This window comes from Myxococcus sp. XM-1-1-1, from assembly GCF_020037095.1.
Lineage (GTDB): Bacteria > Myxococcota > Myxococcia > Myxococcales > Myxococcaceae > Myxococcus > Myxococcus fulvus.
The window spans coordinates 22,143-42,165 of the sequence record NZ_JAIQDH010000009.1; the positions used below are offsets into that span (position 1 = coordinate 22,143).

19 protein-coding genes are annotated in these 20,023 nt (G+C 69.9%); 5 read left to right on the forward strand and 14 right to left on the reverse strand.

Features of this window, described 5'->3' with window-relative positions; all coding sequences use genetic code 11:
* Nucleotides 1-16 precede the first annotated feature (16 nt).
* Nucleotides 17-1,369, reverse strand: coding sequence for a thioredoxin family protein (locus K8640_RS18970; RefSeq protein WP_223748306.1), 1,353 nt, complete (start codon nucleotides 1,367-1,369; stop codon nucleotides 17-19).
* A gap of 151 nt (nucleotides 1,370-1,520) precedes the next feature.
* Here K8640_RS18970 and K8640_RS18975 point away from each other — a divergent pair, with 151 nt between their 5' ends.
* On the forward strand, nucleotides 1,521-2,468 hold the full coding sequence (locus K8640_RS18975) for a hypothetical protein (protein WP_223748307.1): 948 nt from the start codon (nucleotides 1,521-1,523) through the stop codon (nucleotides 2,466-2,468).
* A gap of 65 nt (nucleotides 2,469-2,533) precedes the next feature.
* Here the strand turns inward: K8640_RS18975 and K8640_RS18980 are convergent, their stop codons facing one another.
* The 6 genes from K8640_RS18980 to K8640_RS19005 form a co-directional block, all read right to left on the reverse strand.
* Nucleotides 2,534-3,031, reverse strand: coding sequence for a hypothetical protein (locus K8640_RS18980; protein ID WP_141326314.1), 498 nt, complete (start codon nucleotides 3,029-3,031; stop codon nucleotides 2,534-2,536).
* A 109-nt stretch (nucleotides 3,032-3,140) separates the two neighbouring features.
* A complete protein-coding gene (locus K8640_RS18985) occupies nucleotides 3,141-4,559 on the reverse strand; it encodes a neutral/alkaline non-lysosomal ceramidase N-terminal domain-containing protein (protein WP_141326312.1) in 1,419 nt (472 codons plus the stop codon).
* A 69-nt stretch (nucleotides 4,560-4,628) separates the two neighbouring features.
* The gene (locus tag K8640_RS18990) at nucleotides 4,629-5,237 is read right to left on the reverse strand and encodes a bacteriocin fulvocin C-related protein (protein ID WP_223748309.1); all 609 of its coding nucleotides are present in this window, start codon (nucleotides 5,235-5,237) and stop codon (nucleotides 4,629-4,631) included.
* 298 nt (nucleotides 5,238-5,535) lie between these two features.
* Entirely contained in the window at nucleotides 5,536-5,721 is a 186-nt protein-coding gene (locus tag K8640_RS18995; protein WP_141326308.1) for a hypothetical protein, read from the reverse strand.
* A 17-nt stretch (nucleotides 5,722-5,738) separates the two neighbouring features.
* Nucleotides 5,739-6,461, reverse strand: coding sequence for a DUF1775 domain-containing protein (locus tag K8640_RS19000; RefSeq protein ID WP_141326306.1), 723 nt, complete (start codon nucleotides 6,459-6,461; stop codon nucleotides 5,739-5,741).
* A 180-nt stretch (nucleotides 6,462-6,641) separates the two neighbouring features.
* On the reverse strand, nucleotides 6,642-7,931 hold the full coding sequence (locus K8640_RS19005; RefSeq protein ID WP_223748310.1) for an AAA family ATPase: 1,290 nt from the start codon (nucleotides 7,929-7,931) through the stop codon (nucleotides 6,642-6,644).
* Nucleotides 7,932-8,139: 208 nt separating this feature from the next.
* Between K8640_RS19005 and K8640_RS19010 the strand changes: the two genes are divergently transcribed.
* On the forward strand, nucleotides 8,140-8,985 hold the full coding sequence (locus K8640_RS19010) for a DUF2911 domain-containing protein (protein WP_223748311.1): 846 nt from the start codon (nucleotides 8,140-8,142) through the stop codon (nucleotides 8,983-8,985).
* Nucleotides 8,986-9,010: 25 nt separating this feature from the next.
* On the opposite strand, the gene bshA is transcribed toward K8640_RS19010, so the two are convergent.
* From bshA to bshC, 3 genes are read right to left on the reverse strand one after another with little or no spacing between them, the layout of a single operon-like run.
* The gene (gene bshA / locus K8640_RS19015; protein WP_223748312.1) at nucleotides 9,011-10,174 is read right to left on the reverse strand and encodes an N-acetyl-alpha-D-glucosaminyl L-malate synthase BshA; all 1,164 of its coding nucleotides are present in this window, start codon (nucleotides 10,172-10,174) and stop codon (nucleotides 9,011-9,013) included.
* A complete protein-coding gene (bshB1, locus tag K8640_RS19020; RefSeq protein ID WP_223748313.1) occupies nucleotides 10,171-10,977 on the reverse strand; it encodes a bacillithiol biosynthesis deacetylase BshB1 in 807 nt (268 codons plus the stop codon). Before bshB1 ends, bshA begins: the two co-directional genes overlap by 4 nt.
* Nucleotides 10,974-12,599 (reverse strand): bacillithiol biosynthesis cysteine-adding enzyme BshC, encoded by a 1,626-nt coding sequence (gene bshC / locus K8640_RS19025; protein WP_223748314.1) that lies wholly within the window; start codon nucleotides 12,597-12,599, stop codon nucleotides 10,974-10,976. Before bshC ends, bshB1 begins: the two co-directional genes overlap by 4 nt.
* Nucleotides 12,600-12,744: 145 nt before the next feature.
* Between bshC and K8640_RS19030 the strand changes: the two genes are divergently transcribed.
* The 3 genes from K8640_RS19030 to K8640_RS19040 are packed head-to-tail and all read left to right on the forward strand — an operon-like array spanning nucleotide 12,745 to nucleotide 17,098.
* Nucleotides 12,745-15,231, forward strand: coding sequence for a PIG-L family deacetylase (locus K8640_RS19030; RefSeq protein WP_223748315.1), 2,487 nt, complete (start codon nucleotides 12,745-12,747; stop codon nucleotides 15,229-15,231).
* 8 nt (nucleotides 15,232-15,239) lie between these two features.
* Nucleotides 15,240-15,398, forward strand: a complete 159-nt coding sequence (locus K8640_RS19035; RefSeq protein ID WP_223748556.1) for a hypothetical protein — start codon at nucleotides 15,240-15,242, stop codon at nucleotides 15,396-15,398.
* Nucleotides 15,395-17,098, forward strand: coding sequence for a sodium:solute symporter (locus tag K8640_RS19040; RefSeq protein WP_223748316.1), 1,704 nt, complete (start codon nucleotides 15,395-15,397; stop codon nucleotides 17,096-17,098). Before K8640_RS19035 ends, K8640_RS19040 begins: the two co-directional genes overlap by 4 nt.
* 12 nt (nucleotides 17,099-17,110) lie before the next feature.
* Here the strand turns inward: K8640_RS19040 and K8640_RS19045 are convergent, their stop codons facing one another.
* The 4 genes from K8640_RS19045 to K8640_RS19060 all read right to left on the reverse strand — a co-directional run bounded on the left by K8640_RS19045 (nucleotide 17,111) and on the right by K8640_RS19060 (nucleotide 19,761).
* Nucleotides 17,111-17,374, reverse strand: coding sequence for a hypothetical protein (locus K8640_RS19045; protein ID WP_223748317.1), 264 nt, complete (start codon nucleotides 17,372-17,374; stop codon nucleotides 17,111-17,113).
* 156 nt (nucleotides 17,375-17,530) lie between these two features.
* A complete protein-coding gene (locus K8640_RS19050; protein ID WP_223748318.1) occupies nucleotides 17,531-18,541 on the reverse strand; it encodes an acetylserotonin O-methyltransferase in 1,011 nt (336 codons plus the stop codon).
* Nucleotides 18,542-18,632: 91 nt separating this feature from the next.
* Complete coding sequence (locus K8640_RS19055; RefSeq protein ID WP_223748319.1) at nucleotides 18,633-19,334, reverse strand: hypothetical protein; 702 nt, start codon at nucleotides 19,332-19,334, stop codon at nucleotides 18,633-18,635.
* A gap of 10 nt (nucleotides 19,335-19,344) precedes the next feature.
* Complete coding sequence (locus K8640_RS19060; protein ID WP_223748320.1) at nucleotides 19,345-19,761, reverse strand: hypothetical protein; 417 nt, start codon at nucleotides 19,759-19,761, stop codon at nucleotides 19,345-19,347.
* Nucleotides 19,762-20,023: the final 262 nt, after the last annotated feature.

A 20,023-nucleotide genomic window follows, 5' to 3' on the forward strand; every position in this document is an offset into this window, starting at 1 on the left:
GCGGTGCCCCAGGGGCTCACTTCGCCGGCGCGGCGTTGCTCGCGCGGACCCGCTGGAGCGCGTGCTCGAGGGCCCTTCGCTGCAGATGCTCCCGGGGCATGCCGGGGGTGCTGTCCAGCTCCTCCAGGGCCTCGGTGAGCAGCCGCTCCGCGCGGGCTCCCTCTCCCCGGGCCAGGAGGATGCGCGCGTGCCCTGCGAGCACGGTGCCCCGCGCGATTCGCGGCGCCAGCGCGAGGGCCCGCTCGCTCGCGGCCAGCGCCTCGTCATGGCGTCCGGCCATCGCGTACAACGTCGCCAGCCGGGCCGGCGGGTTGTAGTCCCCGGGGAGCTCCCGCGCGCTGCGCTCCAGCAGCGCCAGCGCCTCGTCGGGCCTGTCCCTCAACGCCGCCGCCATCACCCGATGCGAGTCGAGCGCGGCGCGCTCCTCGGCGTTCCTCGCGTGCCGGGCCTGGGCCCCCAGGAACGTCCACCACCGCTCCGTCATCCCCCGCAGGCCCGCCGTGTCCCCGGCCAGCTCGTACGCCTCACAGGCCAGCTCGAAGAGCGACGAGCGCTGCAGCGGGCTCAACGCGTCCTCGGGCGCGTCGAGGCCCCGCCGGGCCTCCTCGGCGAAGCGGTCTCGCGCCGCTCGCGCCTCCTCGGTGTCGGCATCCAGCGCGCAGCCCATGCCCACGTACAACAGCCGCGTGCGGTCATCCGCGCGCGCAAGTCCCGGCAGCTCCCTCCCCGCCACCCGCACGCACTCCTCGGCCGACCCCGAGGCCGACAGGGACTTGAGCCACGACACCACCGTGCCCGCCCGCCGCGCGTCCTCCGCCGCCAGCCCCGTCAGCGCCTTCCCATAGCCCTGGGCCGCCTCGGCGTGCCGACCCTGGAGCGCGAGCTCATCCGCCCGCGCCAGCAGCTCCGTGCCCCCATGGCCGCGCTGGAAGGTCCGCTCGGCCTGGGCCAGCAGGCCCAGCAACTGGGGCTCGGACACCGCGCCCAGCGAGCGGGTGATGACCGCGCCATGCTCCGGCTCCAGCACCAACAGGGTCGGCCACGTGTCCACCGGGTAGCGCTGGAGGAAGGGCAGGCTGCTCTGCGCATCCGTGTTCATCGTCAGCCACACGAAGCGCTCCGCCCACGCGCCCAGCGCGGGGGACGTCAGCACCGTCGCGCGCAGGGAGCGACACGACTGACACCAGGGCGCCCACGCCTCCACGAAGAGCGGCCGCCCGCCCTCCTTCGCCTCGCGCAGCGCCCCCTCCCAGTCGTCCTCCAGGAAGACGGGCCGTGCAGGAGGGGGCGTGGCGCGCTGCGTCGTGGTCGAGGACGTCGCGCACCCCCAGAGCAGCAGCAGGGCGCCGACGGCGGGTCGCATCGTCATGGATTCTCCAGGGTTGGCCAGGCTCGATGCCGTCCCCGGACACCCTGGGTGCTGGCGCGGTTCCCAGCAGGTGGGGCCCCGACGCAACTTCCCGATGCCCGTGTGAGAAAATGGTGGGAACGCCCAGCACCCCCATGGGCCGGAGCCCTTCATGAGCCCCATCGACCGCAACCGCCCCGTCTCCCCGCCCGTCGCCCCGTCGCAGACCCAGCGCGCGTCGCTGAAGAACCCGCTGGGCGGACTGGTGGAGGCCGCGAAGAACGGGCTGAAGGAGGTCCCGCGCTTCCTGGAGCAGGGCAAGGATGTCTTCGAGGCCACGCACCTGAGCGAGGTCAAGCGCCTGTTCGGCGGCGACGCCAGGCCGGACAAGACGCTGGACGGCAAGCTGATGGGCGCCAAGGGACAGACGTTCCCGCCCGGCACGCCGCTCAAGGACATCCCCGGCGTCACGCCGCAGAACAACCCGAACCCCGACAAGACGGTCCTCTACATCAACGGCATCCTCACGCCGGCCGCCAACCAGCTCAGCGAGATGCGGGCCATCGCGGAGAAGACCGACGCGCGCGTCATCGGCATCCACAACGCCACCGAGGGCTTCGTCGCGGACCTGGCCCAGTGCGTGGGCGACAAGCTGGACAAGGGCAAGAACCCCGCCGTGGACACCCTGGCGGACACCGTCTACGGCGAGCTGAAGGCGGGCCGCGAGGTCCACCTCATGGGCTACAGCCAGGGCGGCCTCATCACCGCGCGCGCCCTGTTCGACGTGGAGCGCCGGCTGCGCATCGAGGACGGCATGTCCTCCGCGCAGGTCGAGAAGCTCATGGGCAAGCTGAGCGTGGAGACCTTCGGCGCCGCGTCCACGCGCTACCCGGACGGCCCCCAGTACGTGCACTACATCAACAACGCGGATGCCGTCCCCACCCTCACGGGCCTGGGCGGCAGCTTCGACCCCATCGCCTTCGCCAAGGACGCGGGCAAGGGCGCCGTGGTGCACCGCTTCACCGATGGCAACCTGAACCTCATCGGCAACCACATGATGGACACGATGTACGTCAAGCACCGCGTGCCCTTCGAGCAGGCGCGCGCCGGGCAGTTCTGACGCGCCCCCCCACACGCAGGTGAAGTCCACGAGGGCTCGTGCACACGCACGGGCCCTTCGTCATTTCAGGCGAGCGTCCAGCCTCGGACATCGTGGCGAAGCATGACCTTCGCGGGCTCCGCCTCGACGCCGCGAGTGGCCAGGGACCTCAGCCGCAGCTTGTCCTTCTTGCTCAGGTCCCTCCAGGGCAGGAAAAGGGGTGATCTCCGTGCGCGCCAGAGCACCACGCCCCTCCAGCCGCCCTTCATCGCCTGCTCGTGAAGGAAGGCATCGAGCTTCTGGGTGAGCGACACGGGCTTCAGCTCGGGGCTGAGCAGGAAGTCGAGCACCGCCAGCTGTCTGGCTTCGACGGCCCTGACCACGGCGCTCGCGACGACCACCGAGCGCAGGTTCGGGAAGGCCTGCTTCGAGAGGATGGCCTGGACCTCGCCCACGGCCCCCTCGTCGACGGCGCGGTAGAGCGGCTGGGTCTGGCGCTTCTCGCGAGAGACGGAGAAGCGCCAGAGCAGGACCAGCGCCGTGAACGGCAGGACCGCCAGGCCCCACTCCTTTAGCGTCGTCATGCGTCTGTCATAGCATCGGGTCCTGGCTTGCAGGTGTGTCCCGGGTGGCTTCGAGGATGCCGGCCGAGGGCGTCGCGACCCGTGCGTGGCGTCCCTCGGACAGCCGACGTCACGGGGGGCGGGGGCCTTCGAGGCTGGAGGTCGTCAACGCGGCGGCCCGGACGAAGGTCTCGAGGAGCTCGGGGCCAAAATACTGAAGCTGGCTCTCACCGCTCTGATTCCGGACGTGCTCGGGCGAATCCAGATAGCCGATGTAATCCCCGGTGAGCGAGATGACGCGGGTTGCGCCGCCCGCGTCCTCGATCAGGCGACCCGCTGGAAGCGTCACTTCGGCGGGCATGAACAGCAGGCTCGCGGACCCCAGGCTCAGTCGAGATGCCTCGGCTTGGCGAGGACCCAGGTGGCACAGGGCGTTCTCGGTGATGCCGTGCAGGCCAACGGGCACCAGTCGGCTGGCATCGGGACGCGGGAGCTTCACCTGGACTCGCGTGTAGGCCAGTCCCTCCGCCGGGACAGGCGTGGGATGGATGCCGCGAGCCGCGTGCGTCAGGAGCGTTGCGAAGAGCGCATCCCGGGAGGAAGCGTCGCCCTCCCGTGGGGGAAGGGCTGCTCGAGCATTCCCGACCATGCCCTGGAGGAAGAGAACCACCCCACCTTCCTCCTCCATCGTGCGGCTGTACCGCCCTGGATAGTCTCCCGAGAGGGTCCGGGACTTGTGGGGCGCGAGCGTCGGATGCGCCGAGAAGATGGAGAGTTCCGCGACCTTCCGCTGCTCGTGTCGGAAGACCAGACGTGTCAACCGGGCATCGGCCTGGGGTTCGTCGCGACCGCGAGAGACGATGAGGTCGGGGACGCTGCCCTCACCCAGCTCGACGGAGACCGGGGTGAGGGCTTCCACCGCTCGCCGCAAGGCGCTGCTTGTCGCCGCGATGACCGCCTGACTCGCGGCCGGGCGGAACCGCCCGACTCCACCGAGCTGGAAGAGAGAGGACGGTTCGTAGCTCCCCATCGAGGAATGGGTGTGGGTGGCCGTCACCAACAGCTCGGTGACCTTCAACTCCTGGAGGAGGCCCGCCAGAGAGCGTCGCATCGCGGACGGGGGGGTCAACAGCTCCGCCGAGACGATGGCCACCCGGACGTCGCCTGACTGGAGCACCAGGGCCCTGATGGCCAGTGGAGTGGTTGCTTCCGTGGCCGAGGGGCGCAAGGGGCCATAGCCGGCGGAGGCGACGGGCAATGGAACGATGATGTCCTCCACTCCCGCGCCAGCCTGGAGCGGCCCCTTGAACGCGGCGGCGGCCACGACGCGTGGGCTCTCGGACGAGGGCGCCGGGCACCACCAGTCCATGGCTGCGATGGCGTGGAGGACGAGGATGAAGAGGAGCAGCGCACCCAGTTTCTTGAGCCATGGCCGGAGGCGGTGTTGTGGGCTCGGGGACATGCGCCGGAGTGAGCGGGTGGAGTGCGCCCGGCAATAGCAACCTCGAATGGGTGCGTCAATCCAGCGGGGCGCCCCTCGGAGGGGCATGCCGTGGCATGCTCGCCCCGAGAGGCAGGAGCCAGACACCTCGTTCAACCGGCGTGGGACTCGGGCGGCTCAGTAGAAGCAGTCACCATTGCACGCGTAGACCCAGCCAGTGCCGCACCCCGTGGGGGTGTAGCTACAGGCCGTTCCGGTCGTGCAGAACGTCAGGATGGGGCAATAGTCCGAGGCCGTGCTGCAGCTGCAGTTGGCTTTGTTGCCGGCGGCGCTGGCCTGCTCTTGCGGCCCGAGGGTGGCGAGGAGCAGCGTCGCCTCGGTCTGGCCAAACAGAGACGTGGCCTGCTCCTTGATTCGGGCAAGGTCCGCGCCCACCGTGCTCACGCTGGAGCCCTGCGCGAAGAGGGACGGAGTGAAGACGCCCAGGAGCTTCTGGATGAACTCGACCTGGGCCTTGTCCAGGTTGGGATGCGTCTCGAGGTACTGCTGATAGTGCTGCTTCCAGAGATTGCTCTGGGCCTCGGGAGAGAGCTTCGCGAAGATGGCCTTGCGGTAGGCCAACGAGAAGCGGGCGAACTCGTCATACTGCGTGGGCAGTTGCTTCGCATGGGCCTCCACCCACGCCTGGGCTTCGATGCACTCCTGGGCCTTGGCCTGGGTGGGAAGGAGCAGGGCGATGCCGCTGAGTGTGAATGCAAGTGCAACCACGAGTGAATTCAATCGCATGGTGTGCCTCTCCTGTTGGAGGTGACGTCGCCGCAGGGTGTTTGCCCTTGTAGCGACGTCTGTTGTTTGGACTTGAATGGGGTGTGAGGTCAAGTTCCAAGTTTGCCATTCATTGATTCTGCGGGGGGTGGCTTTGTCCTGGCGGGCTGGAAATCCAGGCAAGGTGCTGGTTTGCAATCGCCCTGCGAGGAGGCGCGTGGCCTCGCGGGGTGGGCATCGAGGCGGTCAGGTCGCACAAAAGAAAACTGGCGCGAGCCCGGTGGACTCGCGCCAGTTCTTTTCCAACGGTCCGTCTGGTTCAGCGTCCCGGCGGCTTCAGGTCCGCGGGCAGTCCCCCCGACGTCGGCGGGCGCTCCAGCGCGGAGGGCGTGAGCCCCTGGGTGGAGAGGGGGCCCGCGTCCTGCTGCGAGGGCTTCTTGTCATCGTCCGAGCACGCGCCGAGCACGGCGCACGCGGCGATGACGGCGCATAGATGGCGAGTCATCGTTCCTCCTCCCCGTCTCAGTACTTGACCCAGATTTCCGTGCCGGGATGAATCTCCGTCAGCGGCGTCGTGTCCGGCTCGGAGGCGATGAGCTCCTTCGTCACCGGGTTGGCGCTGTACGCGCTCTTGCCCGACCAGACGATGAGCGCGTCCTTGAACACGCTCAGGTCATGCACGTGCTCCTGCACGGTGTACTTGTTCCAGCCCGGCGTGCGCGCGGGGTAGATGAAGACGGCGGGCGCGGGCTCGGCCTGCGGCTCGCTGCCGGCGTCCGTGGCGCCGTGCTGGTGGTCCCCGGACGTGCCCACCCACTCCACCGTCGTCTCCTGGCCCTGGGCGTCGCGGCAGGTCTGCGTGGTGGGGAAGTACACGTTCGCGAACGGCGTGTTCGGCATGCGCGCGCGCAAGGAGACGCGGTGCGCATGCGTGTCCGCGGCCAGCACCTCGGATGCGGAGGCGCGGGTCCAGGTGATGGACTTCACGTTGCCGCTCGCGTCCTTCTCCACCACCGCCTTGCCGAACTGCGAGTCCAGCGGCCGCACGGAGGTGACACCCTCGGGGATGCGAATCTGGAGCCGCCAGGTGTCCGCGCCGCTGCAGCCGTGGCCGACGGTGAACTGCACCTCATAGGACGTGCCTTCGATGGCGGGGCCGGCGCCGGAGGTGCCGATGTGCGCCTGGGCGGCCGTGCCGACCAGCAGGCCCGCGGACGCGAGCAGGAGTGGGAGTGAGGTCTTCAAGCAGGGCCTCCAGTGGAAGGGATTGCGCTGGAGACCCGGGTTAACAGACGGCCCGCGCGCCACCGATGTGGCCTTTTGCCGCAGCCCCGGGGGCACCCCAATCACTTGCCAGCGACAATCATCCGGAGACCGGAGGGTGCCGCGACAATTCGCCGCACCTGTCCATGAATGACCTGGGGCTCACCACACGCCCTGCTCTCGCAGCAGGGTCCCCAGGGGCCGCGCGCCGCCGCGGTGGGACTCGAAGAGGCTCGCGGCGAGCTGCCGGGTGGGGTGGGCCCAGCCGATGCGCTGCTGCCCCTCGTGAGCCACCGGGCCGCAGTGGATGAGGGAGGCGCGCAGTTCCTCGTCGGAAGTGAACACCGCGTGCTCCAGGGGCAGCGGGCTCTGACTGGCGAGGAACACCTGCCGCCCGCCCAGCTCCCCGAGCGCGGCCTCCACCCAGCGCGGGTGCAGTCCATTGGCGGGCTCGTCCAGGATGGCGAAGTCCTCGTTGACGTCCAGGTAGTACAGGAGCGACAGCAGCCGCTTCTGGCCGAAGCCCAGCTCCGCCTGAGACACCTCGCCCCCGTCGCGGCGGACGAAGTGGAAGGTGAAGCCGCCGAGGCCCACGCGCCCGCCGTTGTCGTACGAGCGCTTCTCCAACACCTCCACGCGCAGCCGTCCGGAGGCCATCCCCGCCATCTCCACGAAGCGCGCGAGGAACGAGCGCTCCAGCGCGTCATGGCGCAGCTCCAGCGCGTCCACCAGGGGCTCCAGCTCCACGCGCTCCTTGAGCCACCCCGGCATCCAGGACGGCAGCGCCATCAACCCCAGCGGGAAGATTTCGCCGTCGTGCGCCTCCATCGCGTAGCGGATGGCGCCCAGCCGCTCGTACATCCCGAGCGCCTCGTCGAAGCGCTGCGGCGCGAGCAGGAAGGTGCGGCGCAGCAGCGTCTTGAGCCGCTCCTTGAGCCCCGCGTCGATGTACTGCGCCGTCATGAACAGCAGCGTCCACACCGAGCGGTCCAAGAGCGACCAGTGCATGGTGCGAGACCACGCGCTCTCCCCATCCACCTTGCAGTCGAGCCCCTCCGAGTCCGCGCGCAGCACCAGCCGCGTCGACGGCGACGTCAGCAAGAGCTCCACCTCGATGAGCGGCTGCAGCCCCGACTCGTGCGTGGGCACGCGCAGCGGCAACAGCCCCGCGCCCTGCCGGGGCGTCGCGTCCGTGCGCTCGGGTACGCGCGTGTCATTGCGCGCGAAGACGTGCAGCTTCATGCCCGGGAAGGCCAGCTCGTACTCCAGCGCGAAGCGCTCGTGGATGAGGCCGGAGAAGTCCGAGCCGAGCACGGTGGACAGCAACTCCAGCAGCGTCGTGCGGCCGGTGCCGTTCTCACCGAGGATGAGGTTGAGCGCGGGCCCGGGTGTCAGCTCGGTGCCGGGGGCGACGCCGCGGTAGTGATGGACGGTGAGCCGGGTGAGCTTCATGCGAGGTCCTCACCCGGCAGCTTCGTGCCCCCGGGGTTACGGCGGGAATACTCCACGCACCGGAGTGTCTGGTGGGCCGCCCGGAGCATGACGCGTCCGGGCATGCGCGAAGCGTTTGGTGGGCTCCGGACTCGTCTATACACTCCGCGCGCTTTCGCACCCCTCAAGAACCCTGGATGCAGAATCCAGAAAGGATGAAGTGAGGACGATGAAGAACGTTGCCCTCGGTTGTCTGTTCTCGGCGCTGGTGGCCCTCGTCGCGGCCCCCGCCTCCGCCCAGCTCGAGCTGCCCGCTTCCAGCCCCTCCGCCAAGGTCTCGCAGGAGGTGGGCGTCACGTCCATCTCCGTCGACTATTCCAGCCCGGCGGTGAAGGGCCGCAAGGTCTGGGGTGACCTGGTGCCCTGGGACAAGCCGTGGCGCTCGGGCGCGAACGCGGCCACCAAGATTACCTTCAGCCACGACGTCACCTTCGGTGGCAAGGCCGTGCCCGCGGGCACGTACTCCATCGTCACGCTGCCCTCGCAGAAGGGCTGGAAGGTGATGCTGAACAAGGAGCTGGGTCTGTTCTCCACGCCCGCCCAGTACTCGCCCGCCAACGACATCGTCACCGTCGCCGGCACCACGGCGGCGATTCCCAGCCGCGAGCGCCTGACGTACGTGTTCAGCAACACCACCGAGGACACCACGTCGCTGGATCTGGAGTGGGAGAAGCTGCGCGTCTCCGTCCCCATCAAGGCGGACACCGCGACGCTGGCCAAGGCGAACATCGAGAAGGCGGTGGCGCAGAGCGCCAGTGAGCACGCGCAGGCGGCCCGCTACGTGGCGGAGTCCACCAAGGACTACGCGGCGGCGCTGAAGCTGGCGGACGCGTCCGTGGCCATCGACTCCAACTGGTACAACCAGTGGATTCGCGCGGACATCCTCGCCAAGAGCGGCAAGTACGCGGAGGCTCGCAAGGCCGCGCAGATTTCGTGGGACCTGGGCCAGAAGGCCCCGAACTTCTTCTACAAGGACCAGGTCTCCAAGGCCCTGGCGGACTGGAAGAACAAGTAGTCCTCCGTCCCGGTGGAGCCCTCCTTCAGCGTCGGGGGGCTCCGCCCGCGAGTCGCCGGTAGAGCGACTCGTACCGGTCGATGGCCGGCGCCTGCCTGAAGCGCTCGACGACGTCGGCTCGCGCTCGGAGGGAGAAGGCCCGCCACCTCGCCGTGTCCCGCAAGAGGCCCAGCACGTGGCCCGCCATGGCGCGCACGTCCCCCAGCGGCGCCAGCAGGCCCGTCTCGCCGTGGCGCACCACCTCCGGAATGCCGCCCACGTCGCTGGCCACCACGGGCACCCCGCAGCTGAGCGCCTCCAGCGCCGCGAGCCCGAAGCTCTCCTGCTCACTGGGCAGCAGGAACACGTCGGACGCGGCGAGCACCCGCACGAAGCGCTCCTGCTTGCCGGGGAAGGCCACGCGGTGGGAGAGCCCCAACTCGCGCAGCATCCGCTCCGCGGGCTCGCGCTCCGGCCCGTCGCCCACCATCACCAGCCGGCACGGCAGCTGGCGGTGCACCTGGGCGAAGACGGCCACCACGTCGGTGATGCGCTTGACGGGGCGGAAGTTGGAGACGTGCACGAGCACGGGCTCGTCGTCGCCCAGGTCCGGGAAGAGGGCCTTGAGCTGTGCGCGCTCGCGCGCGGGGGCGTACGCCTCCGTGTCCACGAAGTTGGCGATGACCTCGATGGGGAAGCTGTCAGGGATGCCGAAGCCGCTCCACGTCGCGTCGCGCAGGAAGGCGGACGGCGTCGTCACCGCGTCACTCTTCAGGATGGAGAAGCGCGTCATCGGCAGGTAGCTGGGATGCACGCCGACGAGCGTCGTGTCCGTGCCGTGCAGCGTGGTGACGACGCGCGGCGCTTGGTCACCCAACACCTCGCGCGCCATCCACGCCGCCGTGGCGTGGGGCACCGCGTAGTGCACGTGCAGCACATCCAGGTGCGCCTGGGTGGCGACTTCAATCATCTTGGACGCCAGCGCAATCGGGTACGTACCGGAGCGCTGGAGCGCGGGGTAGTCGCTCTCCTTCACCTCGTGGAACGACACGCCCCTGGGCAGGGCGGCCAGCCGCACCGGCGGCTCGCGCGCGATGAAGTGGACCTGGTGGCCCCGCTCGGCCATGGCCAGGCCGATGCCGGTGGCGACCATGCCGCTGCCACCGAATGTCGAGAAGCAGGTGATGGCGATGCGGAGGGGAGGGCTCATCGGCGGTGAGGGAAGAACAGGGGCTTCTCGAAGCTATTCCGGCGGAAGTGCTCCACCGGGTCGACGAGCCCCAGCGTCTCCCGCACCACGTACGGCTCGCCGTGGGCCACGCCGACCTGGGCGCCGTAGAAGCGGTCCCTCGCCTCCAGGGAGGAGAGCGACAGCGGGGAGCCCACCAGCGTCGCGGGCGCGCCCGGGCGGGGTTCCACCTGACTCGCGTAGCAGCGCACGGCCGCCGTCTTGGTCTCGTAGACGGAGGACACGTCCACCACGAAGCTCGGCTCGGCCAGGTGGCGCAGCGGATAGTAGAGGACCTGTCGGGGCGTGAAGGCCGCGCCGGGGGGCTCGGTCTCGAACTTGCGCACGCCGGAGAAGAACAGCGCGCGTGTCACCAGGGCGCTCGCGGCCTCGTGGTCCGGGTGGCGCTCCTCCTCCCACGGCACGATGACCAGCTCCGGGCGCAGCCTGCGCAGCACCTCCACCACGCGCGCGACGGCGGACGCGCGCACGCGCTCGGCCTCGGGCGCCTCGAAGCCGGCCCACGGGCTGAGCCAGCCGTCGGGCAGCTCCAGGTTCTCGCGCACGGCCAGGCCCAGCACCCGCGAGGCGGCCTGGGTCTCCTCCGCGCGCGACTCGAGCGTGCCGCGCGAGCTCTTCTCCCCTCGCGACAGGTCGATGATGCCCGTGCGGTGGCCCTGGCTCGCGAGCCGCGCCATCAGCCCGCCGCAGAACAGCTCCACGTCGTCCGGGTGGGGACCGAAGGCCAGCGCCTCCAGCCCGTACGTCGCGCCGCTCGCGCTCATGGCGTCAGGTCCTGGAGGTCGCCGGAGAAGGGGATGCAGGCGTCGAGCACCTGGCGGGTGAAGGCCCGCGTGCCGAAGCGACACGCGTGGTAGGCCATGCCGTGGATGCGCTCCTGCGGCGCGCCCTCCGGCAGCAGCATGGCGCGCAGCCGGTCCACGCGCTCGGTGGTGACCTCGTCGCGCAGCGCGAGCGCCCGGCCGTAGCGGGCCGACAAGCGTGACACCGCCGCGCGCACGGTGCCGCGCGTGCGCTTGAGCGCGTCCAACAGCCGCGGGTCCAGCTTCAGCATCGACTCGCCCAGCGTGTCCAGCTCGGCGGAGAACGCGCCGAACAGCCGCGCCTCCACGGCGCCCGCGGGCTCGTAGGGCTCGGCCGCGTCGCGCGTGGCCAGCTTCGTCAGGAGCGCTTCACGCGGCTGGCTCGCCTCGTCCGCGGTGAGGCCCAGCTTGTGGAGCAGCCTGCGCGCGCGGTCATCGAGCACCCGGAAGCGCGCGCGCGGCACCACGAGCGGCATGGGCAGGCCCGCGTGCGCGTAGAGCGGCGCCAGCTGCGCGAAGTAGGAGACCTCGCCCGGGCCGCCGACGTACGCGGCGGTGGGCAGCCACGTGTCCTGGAGCAGCGGGCGCAGGAGCGCGGAGGTGGTGAAGCGCAAAGGCTCCTGCTCCAGCGCGCGCAGCAGCTCCTCTGTGGTGACGGTGGCGCCGCGCGGGTGGCCCACGAGGCTCCACGTCTGGGGCCCCGCGGGGTCCAGCCGGTAGCGCGCGCCGTCGACCTCGTCCGGGGAGAAGAAGCCCAGCGGCGAGCCAGGGCGGATGTAGACCTGCTCGGAGAAGCCCGCGCGGGTCAGCTCCTCCACGCGCTGGGTGAGCGCGGTGGAGAGGGTGGCCGCGTGCTCGAGCGAGCGCCGGTGGATGGGCGCGGCCAGCGGCGCGAGGCGCGCGTCCCTCGGGTCGAGGAACACCAACCCCTCTTCGGCGAAGAGGGTGGAGAGCACCTCGGTGAAGGCCTCCGCGAGCGTCGCTTCGGGGCGGTAGGCCCACTCGAGCAGGGAGAGGTGCTCCTCGGCCTGGGGCTCCGCGCCCAGCTCCGCGCGCAGCGCCTCCAGGGCCTTGAGGACCCCGGGGCCCAGCTTCTGGTGGGCGATGGGCGCGCGTGAGAGGGCCGCGTCGGGGAGGTCGAGCGACACGCGACAGCGCGCGCCCCTCGGGCTCGCGACGAAACAGTGGTCGACCTCCGGCAGGTCGTGGTCCTCGGTCTGGAGCCAGAAGACGGGAACACAGGGGCGGCCGGTTTCTTCCCGGAGTTTTCGGGCCGCGACGATGGCGGCGGCGGCCTTGTAGAGCGTGAAGAGGGGGCCGAGGAACAGCCCCATCTGTTGGCCCGTCACCACGACGATGGTGCCGGGCTGGGCGAGCTCCTCCAGATGCCGGGTCCTGGCGGGGCTCGGTGCCAGCCGGGCGTTCTGGGCTCGCAGCACCTCGAGCAGCGCGGGCGGGACGGAGCGGGTGGAGGCAGCGGCCGCGGCCTCCGCGCGAGCGGCGCGGTGGCGGAAGCGGTCGGGCAGGAAGGCGAGCGCGCGTGGGTCTCCCTGGAGCCACGCGGTGGGAAACGAGGGCGTCACGGTGCGCGGTGATAACAGGTCGCCTTTGCTCCGGCACGCAGAAGGACCGTGGCGCACACTCGACGTGCCAGCGTGGCTGGCCGCGTCATCGCGGATGAAGGCCGCGCGCGCGTGAGGCGGGTCCTTGTTGTAGGGTCCGCGGCGGATGCGAACCCTGCTCACCTTCGGCATGACGCTGGCCATGAGCCTTGGAATCGGGACCACGGCCTTCGCGCAGACACCTCGACAACCGCACGCGGGAGAAATCGCGGCGGGCCTGCGGCGCCTCGGCGTGACGGGCAGCGTGCTCTACGTGGCGGCCCACCCGGACGACGAGAACACGCGCTTGCTCGCCTGGCTCGTCGGAGAGCGCGGCCTGCGCGCGGGCTATCTCTCGCTCACGCGCGGCGATGGCGGACAGAACCTCATCGGCACCGAGCAGGACGAACTCCTCGGGCTCATCCGCACCTATGAGCTGCTCGCCGCGCGCCGCGTGGACGGCGCCGAGCAGTACTTCACCCGCGCGCGGGACTTCGGCTACACGAAGTCCGCCGACGAGGCGCTGCGCATCTGGGGCCATGACGCGGTGCTGGCGGACGTGGTGCTCGCCATCCGCCGCTTCCAGCCGGACGTCATCGTCACGCGCTTCAACACGAAGCCGCCCAACCACGGACACCACACCGCGTCCGCGCTGCTCGCCGCCGAGGCCTTCGCGGCCGCCGCGGACCCGTCGCGCTTCCCGGAGCAGCTGTCGCTGGTGAAGCCGTGGAAGGCGGACCGGCTGCTGCACAACGTCTCCACGTGGAGCCTGAAGCCGGACGCGGACATGTCCGCCTATCTCAAGGTGGACGTGGGCGGGTACGACGCGCTGCTCGGGCGCTCGTGGGGAGAGATTTCGGCGGAGAGCCGAAGCCAGCACAAGAGCCAGGGCTTCGGGGTCCCCGCCGAGCGCGGTCCGCTGCTCGAGTACTTCCAGCCGCTGGACGGCACGCGCCCCAAGGCCGACGTCTTCGAGGGGCTGGAGCTGTCCTGGCGCCGCTGGAAGGGCACGGAGAGCGTGGCCCGCGCGGTGGAGGAAGCGCAGAAGGGCTTCGACGCGCGCGCGCCGTATCGCTCGGTGCCCGCGCTGCTGAAGGTGCATGAGGCGCTGTCCGCGCTGCCGGACGAACACCCGTGGAAGGCCGTGAAGCTGCGCGAGACGGAGGCGCTGGTGGCCGCGTGCGCGGGACTGTTCCTGGAGGCGCGGGCCGCCGAGGCCACGGGCACGCCGGGCACGTCGGTGGCGGTGACGCTGCACGCGCTGAACCGCTCGCCCGCGGCGCTGAAGCTGGTGAGCGTGACGCTGCCGGGTGGGGAGCGCGTGGCGGTGGACTCGGTGCTCGCGGAGCACGCGCCGCTCAAGCTGGAGAAGAAGCTGGCCCTGCCACAGGACGCGGCCGTCACCACGCCGTACTGGCTGCGCAAGCCCGCCTCTGGCGGCCTGTTCGCGCTGGACGACTCGGACCGCGCGCTGACGGGGCTGCCCGAGGCGGGGCCGGCGTTGTCGGTGTCGTTCGTGTACGAGGCCGCGGGGCGGCGCATCACGGTGACGCGGCCGGTGGTGCACGTGTGGACGGACCCGGTGCGCGGGGAGCTGTACCGCGCGTTCGAGGTCGTCCCCGCCGTCACCGCGACGCTGGAGCGGGACCGGGTGATGTTCCCCAACGGCGCGGCGCAGTCGGTGGCCGTGGTCCTGGGCGCGGGGCGTGGGGACGTGAGCGGCAAGGCGCGGCTGGAGCTGCCGAAGGGCTGGCGCTCGGAGCCCGCGGAGCATGCGTTCCAGTTCGCCACGCGCGGTGATGCGCGCACCGTGCACTTCAAGGTGACGCCGCCCAAGGGCGCGACGGAGAAGGGGCGCCTGCGCGTCGTCGTCGACGTGGGCGGGCGCGCCGAGTCGTGGCGGGTGCGGACCGTGTCGTACGAGCACCTGCCTCCCCTGGCGGTGCGGCAGGACTCGGAGGCCACGCTGGTTCCCTTCTCGCTGGCGACGAAGGTGAAGCGGCTGGGCTACATCCCCGGCCCCGGGGACAAGGTGGCCGAGAGCCTGGCCTCGGTGGGCTACGAGGTGACGGTGCTGCCCGAGGAGCGGCTGGACGCGGAGAAGCTGGAGCGCTTCGACGCCATCCTCGTCGGCGTGCGGGCCTTCAACGCGAACCCGCGCCTCGCGGTGCACCGCGAGCGACTGCTCGACTACGTGAAGCAGGGTGGGCGCCTGGTGGTGCAGTACAACACCAACAGCCGCGTGGGACCGCTGTCGGCGTTCGTCGGGCCGTACCCGCTGGAGATTGGCCGCGAGCGTGTGACGGACGAGACGGCGGTGATGACGCCGGTGTCGGCGGACGAGCCGCTCTTGCGCGCGCCCAACCGGCTGACGTCCGCGGACTTCGACGGCTGGGTGCAGGAGCGCGGGCTGTACTTCGCGTCGAAGTGGGACGACAAGTACCGCCCGGTGTTCGCGATGAACGACGCGGGCGAGGAGCCGCTGAAGGGCTCGTTGCTCGTCGCGCGTCATGGCAAGGGCGTGTTCGTCTACACGGGCCTGGCCTTCTTCCGTCAGCTCCCCGCCGGGGTCCCCGGCGCCTACCGCCTCCTGGCGAACGTCCTCGCGCAATGAGCCCTCCCGTGAATCCCTCCTCGTCACCCGCGCCCGTCGAGAAGCGGCCGGAGCTGGATGACGCGCCGCCGCTGCTCGGCTCGTGGCGCAACATCTACCTGCTGGTGGTCGGCTCCTTCGTCCTCTTCGTCGTCCTGTCGGCGGCGCTCACCTGGGTGTACTCGTGACATTGCTCGACTGGGGGGTGTTGGTCGGGACGATTGTGTTCATCGTCTCGTGGGGGTTGTGGAAGTCGCGGGGCTCGAAGAGCACGGAGGAGTACCTGCGGGGGACTCGTGAGCTGAAGTGGCCCACCATCGGCCTGGCGGTGATGGCCACGCAGGCCAGCGCCATCACGTTCCTCTCCGTTCCGGGACAGGCCTACGAAGACGGCATGCGCTTCGTGCAGTTCTACTTCGGGCTGCCGTTCGCGATGATTCTCATCAGCGCGGTGTTCGTCCCCATCTACTACCGGCTGAACGTCATCACGGCGTACCAGTACCTGGAGTCGCGCTTCGACCTGAAGACGCGCCTGTTCGGCGCCTTCCTGTTCCTGGTGCAGCGGGGGCTGGCGGCGGGCATCACCATCTACGCGCCGTCCATCATCCTCTCCACGATTCTGGGCTGGGCGCTGGAGCCCACGGTGGTGGCGATGGGGGCGCTGGTCATCCTCTACACGGTGACGGGCGGCTCCACCGCCGTCAGCCAGACGCAGAAGCAGCAGATGGTGGTGATGATGGGCGGCATGGTGGTGGCCGCGCTGGTCATCCTCTGGCGGCTGCCCTCGCACGTGTCGTTCGGTGACGCGGTGGACGTGGCGGGCGCGTTCGGTCGGATGAACGTGGTGAGCTTCGATTTCAACGTGCAGGACCGTTACAACTTCTGGTCCGGACTCACGGGCGGCTTCTTCCTGGCGCTGTCGTACTTCGGCACGGACCAGTCACAGGTGGGGCGCTATCTCACGGGGCGCTCCATCACGGAGAGCCGGCTGGGGTTGTTGTTCAACGGCGTGCTGAAGATTCCGATGCAGTTCCTGATTCTCTTCGTCGGAATCCTCGTCTTCGTCTTCTACCAGTTCAGCACGCCGCCCCTGCTGTTCAACGAGACGCTGGGCGAGCGGATGCGAGGCTCCGGGCAGGCGGCGGAGTACGCGGCGCTGGAGACGAAGTGGGAAGAGGTCCAGTCGAGCAAGCGCGCGCAGGTGGAGCGGTACCTGTCGGCGGGGGACGAGGCTTCGCGCACGGGTGTGCGTGAGGCGCTGCGTGCCGCGGCGGGAGAGGCGAGCCAGGTCCGCAAGGACGCCAAGGCGCTGGTGACGCGGGCGCTGCCGGGGGCGGAGACGAAGGACTCGGACTACATCTTCATCAGCTTCGTGAAGCGGTGGCTGCCCAGCGGGCTGTTCGGTCTGCTCATCGCGGTCATCCTGTCCGCGGCGATGAGCTCCATCGCGAGTGAGCTCACCGCGCTGGGGGCGACGACGACGGTGGACTTCTACCGGCGGGTGTTCCGTCCGGAGGCGTCGGACCGGCACGTGCTCATCGCGTCGAAGTTGTTCACGGTGTTCTGGGGATTGGTGGCGGTGGGGTTCGCGACCTTCGCGTCGCTGCTCGACAACCTCATCCAGGCGGTGAACATCCTGGGCTCGATTTTCTATGGGACGGTGCTGGGCATCTTCCTGGTCGCGTTCTTCCTCAAGTTCGTGCGAGGGCATGCGGTGTTCACCGCGGCGGTCATCTCGCAGGCGACAGTGATTGGGCTCTTCATGCTCAGTGACATCGGCTACCTCTGGTACAACGTCATCGGCTGCGCGCTCGTCGTGGCGCTGAGTCTGGTGGCGCAGTCGGTGCTGCCGCGTGGACCGGAGGCCGCTCCGGCTCCGGGGGCCTGAGCAGGGCGCGGGCTACGGCGCGTAGCCGAGCGAGGCCCGGGTTGCCTCGATTTCCGCGAGGGACATACCTCCATCGCGGAGCCAGCGGCCTCCGCCCGGGCCCTTGCATCTGCTGGCGCAGAAGGCGTCCTTGTCGTCGAGCGGGAGTCGCAGGCCATCCGAGAAGGTTCCGTCGTGACAGGCGCACACGGTGCCGATGTCCGCGAAGCCGACGTAGGCCACTCCGAAGACCGCGCTGCTCAGGATGGCGATGAGAAGCCAAGGCCGTTGGCTCATGGGTGGACCTGTGTGGACCGGGGCATGGCGTGAGCCTAGCCGGATGGATGCATTCGAGCGCAACGGGCTTTCAATAGAAGACATCCCCTGGAACTGGACGGCCTCGCGTTCCGCGAGCTGCGCACTCGCTGAGCCGTCGCGGTCCGCGGAGTCGGCTCAAGCCGCCACGGCCTCCGTGATGCTCATCGCCGTCGGCGTGGCCAGGATGCGCGAGAGCTTCAAGTCCGCCTGGGCGAAGAGCTCGCGGAAGTCCTCTTCCGTCCGCTCGCGCCCCGGAAGCGAGGCCAGCATCATCACGTCCAGCACCTTGCCCCCGTGCGGCCCATTGCCCGGAGGAATGACGGTGTCCACCACGAGCACGCGGCCTCCCTCCGCCATCGCCGACCGACAGTGGCGCAGCAGCGTGACGCACGTCTCGTCGTTCCAGTCGTGGAGGATGCGCTTGAGCACGTACGCATCCGCCCCCGCGGGCACGGACTGGAAGAAGTCCCCCTCCACCAACTCGCACCGCTCCGCGAGCCCCGCCCGCGCGACTCGCGATCCCGAGAGCACGTGCGCATGGTCGAAGAGCACACCTCGCACCTGGGGCGCCGCCTGGAGCACCTCGATGAGGAATCCGCCGTGCCCACCGCCCACGTCGACCACGCGCCGCAGCGGCGTGAAGTCGTAGCTGCCCGCGATGGCCTTGTTCTCAATGTCGGAGAGGCTGGACATGCCCTGGTGGAAGATGTCCCCCTGGACCGGGTCGCTCGTCAGGTAGTCGAAGAAGGGCTTGCCGAAGATGCGGTCGAACGGCGTCTGCCCCGTGCGCACCGTCTGCGTCAGCTCGCCGGTGGGGGCCCAGAAGATTCTCTGCGTCAGCATGCGCACCGCGCTGTGCAGGGAGCCGGGCGCATCCGTGCGCAGGTACTCCGCGGCGGGCGTCAGTGAGAAGCGTCCTGCTTCATCCTCGGCGAAGACCTCCACGCTCGCGAGCAGCCGGAGGACCCGATAGAGCGACTGCGCATGCACGCCCAGCTCCTCCGCGAGCGATGCCGCGCTCCGAGGCCCCTGGACCAGGCGGTCCGCGACGCCCAGCTCCGCCGCCGTGGACAGCGCGCCGGAGAGGATGAAGCCAAAACCCAGGTCGACGATGCGCTGCGCGGGATGCACGGTAGGTGGAGTCATGGCGACATCTTCACGCAGTCCTCCGACAGGACGCCAATGGCCTGACACACCCGCAGTCCCAGGTGGATTGGCGTGCCGCGTCAGCGCGACGTCAGAGCAACGTCTCGATTTCGGTCGTCAACGCCTCCACGGAGGGCACGTCGTCCTCCTCGAGCGGCGCGCTGACGTGGAGGGTGCCGCCTTCGAGCCCCAGGCGCCTGGGCCCTCCCTCGATGATGACGCGCTGGATGCCCGCCTTCACTGTCTCGCGGCCGAGCTCGGCCTGTGCTGTCGCCTTGAGTGCCCCAGCCACGGCATTGGCGAGCAAGACCAGCCCCCGGAGCGGCTCACCGTCCGCGGTCTTGTCGATGGCGGGCTCCCAGCTCAGCTCGCCGCCCAACAGGGCCACCAGCTCCTTGCGCTGGGCCTCCATCAATCGGCGCGCTCCAAGGCGCGTGGGTGCGGGCTCGGCGAGCGGGGACAGGCCCTCGGGCGCCAGCGTCCCGACAAAGCCCGCGGCGTCATGCACGGTGAGCGCCTCGATGGACCCCAGCGCGACGTACGTCGCATCCGTGCCCGCGTCATTCCGCGACGGTGCGCCGCCGCGAACGAGGACGAACACCTCCTGGCGCAGCTGCGCGAGCGCCAGGATGGTGCCGCTCAGCTCCCGCCCGCTGCGCAGATGCAGGGTGACGCGGGGCAGCCGGACCTGCTCCCCGCGCAGCTCGCGCTTCTGGAGCGCCGCGAGGTCATCCAGCACCTCCGCGAGCGGCCGCGCCGACAGCGCACGCAGCTTGCGTTCGTCCTCGGTCATGGGCGGCGCTCTAGAGAATCGCCTCGATGGCGCCGCGCAGGTCGTCCTCTCCGTAGAGCTTGTCCGAGTAGCCGTAGAAGCTCTCGCGCACGAAGAGGGTGTTGTCCTTGATCTCCACGCTCTTGTCGCCCGGGTTCTCCGCGCTCTTGGCGACGTTCTGGAAGACGATCTTGCTGAACTTCGCCTTCGCGGCCTCCTTCCCGAGGTCATCCGCGCAGATGCTCTTCATCACGGTGACGACGAGGCCCGGGCCGTACGACTCGTAATAGTAGTCGTAGCAATCGAGGACGGTCTTGTCCTCGGGGAAGCTGGCGGTGTCGATCTCGAATGGCATCTCGAAGCCGATGGCGGCATTGAGCTCCGACTGGAAGCGCGGGGAATGAGAATCCCGGATGGCCACGATGCGACGACGCTCTGCGAGACCCATGGTGTGTTCCTGTCTCTGAAGGGTGTGGGACGAAAGCACGCAGTGTCCCCACCCCGGTCTCCCACGTCAACCGGATGGGGCCTCCCAGGGAAGCCAATGGCATGACATCCCGGGCGTCCCGGGCGGTTTGTCCTCCTGCCGCCGGCTGGACAATCTGTGTCGCAACACCTCGCACCCAACTGTGCAGGTCCGCCATGGCGCGAGTGTGAAACATGGTCGCGCGCACGCGAATGCGTTAGGTCTGCGCTCCCACCGCCGTCGC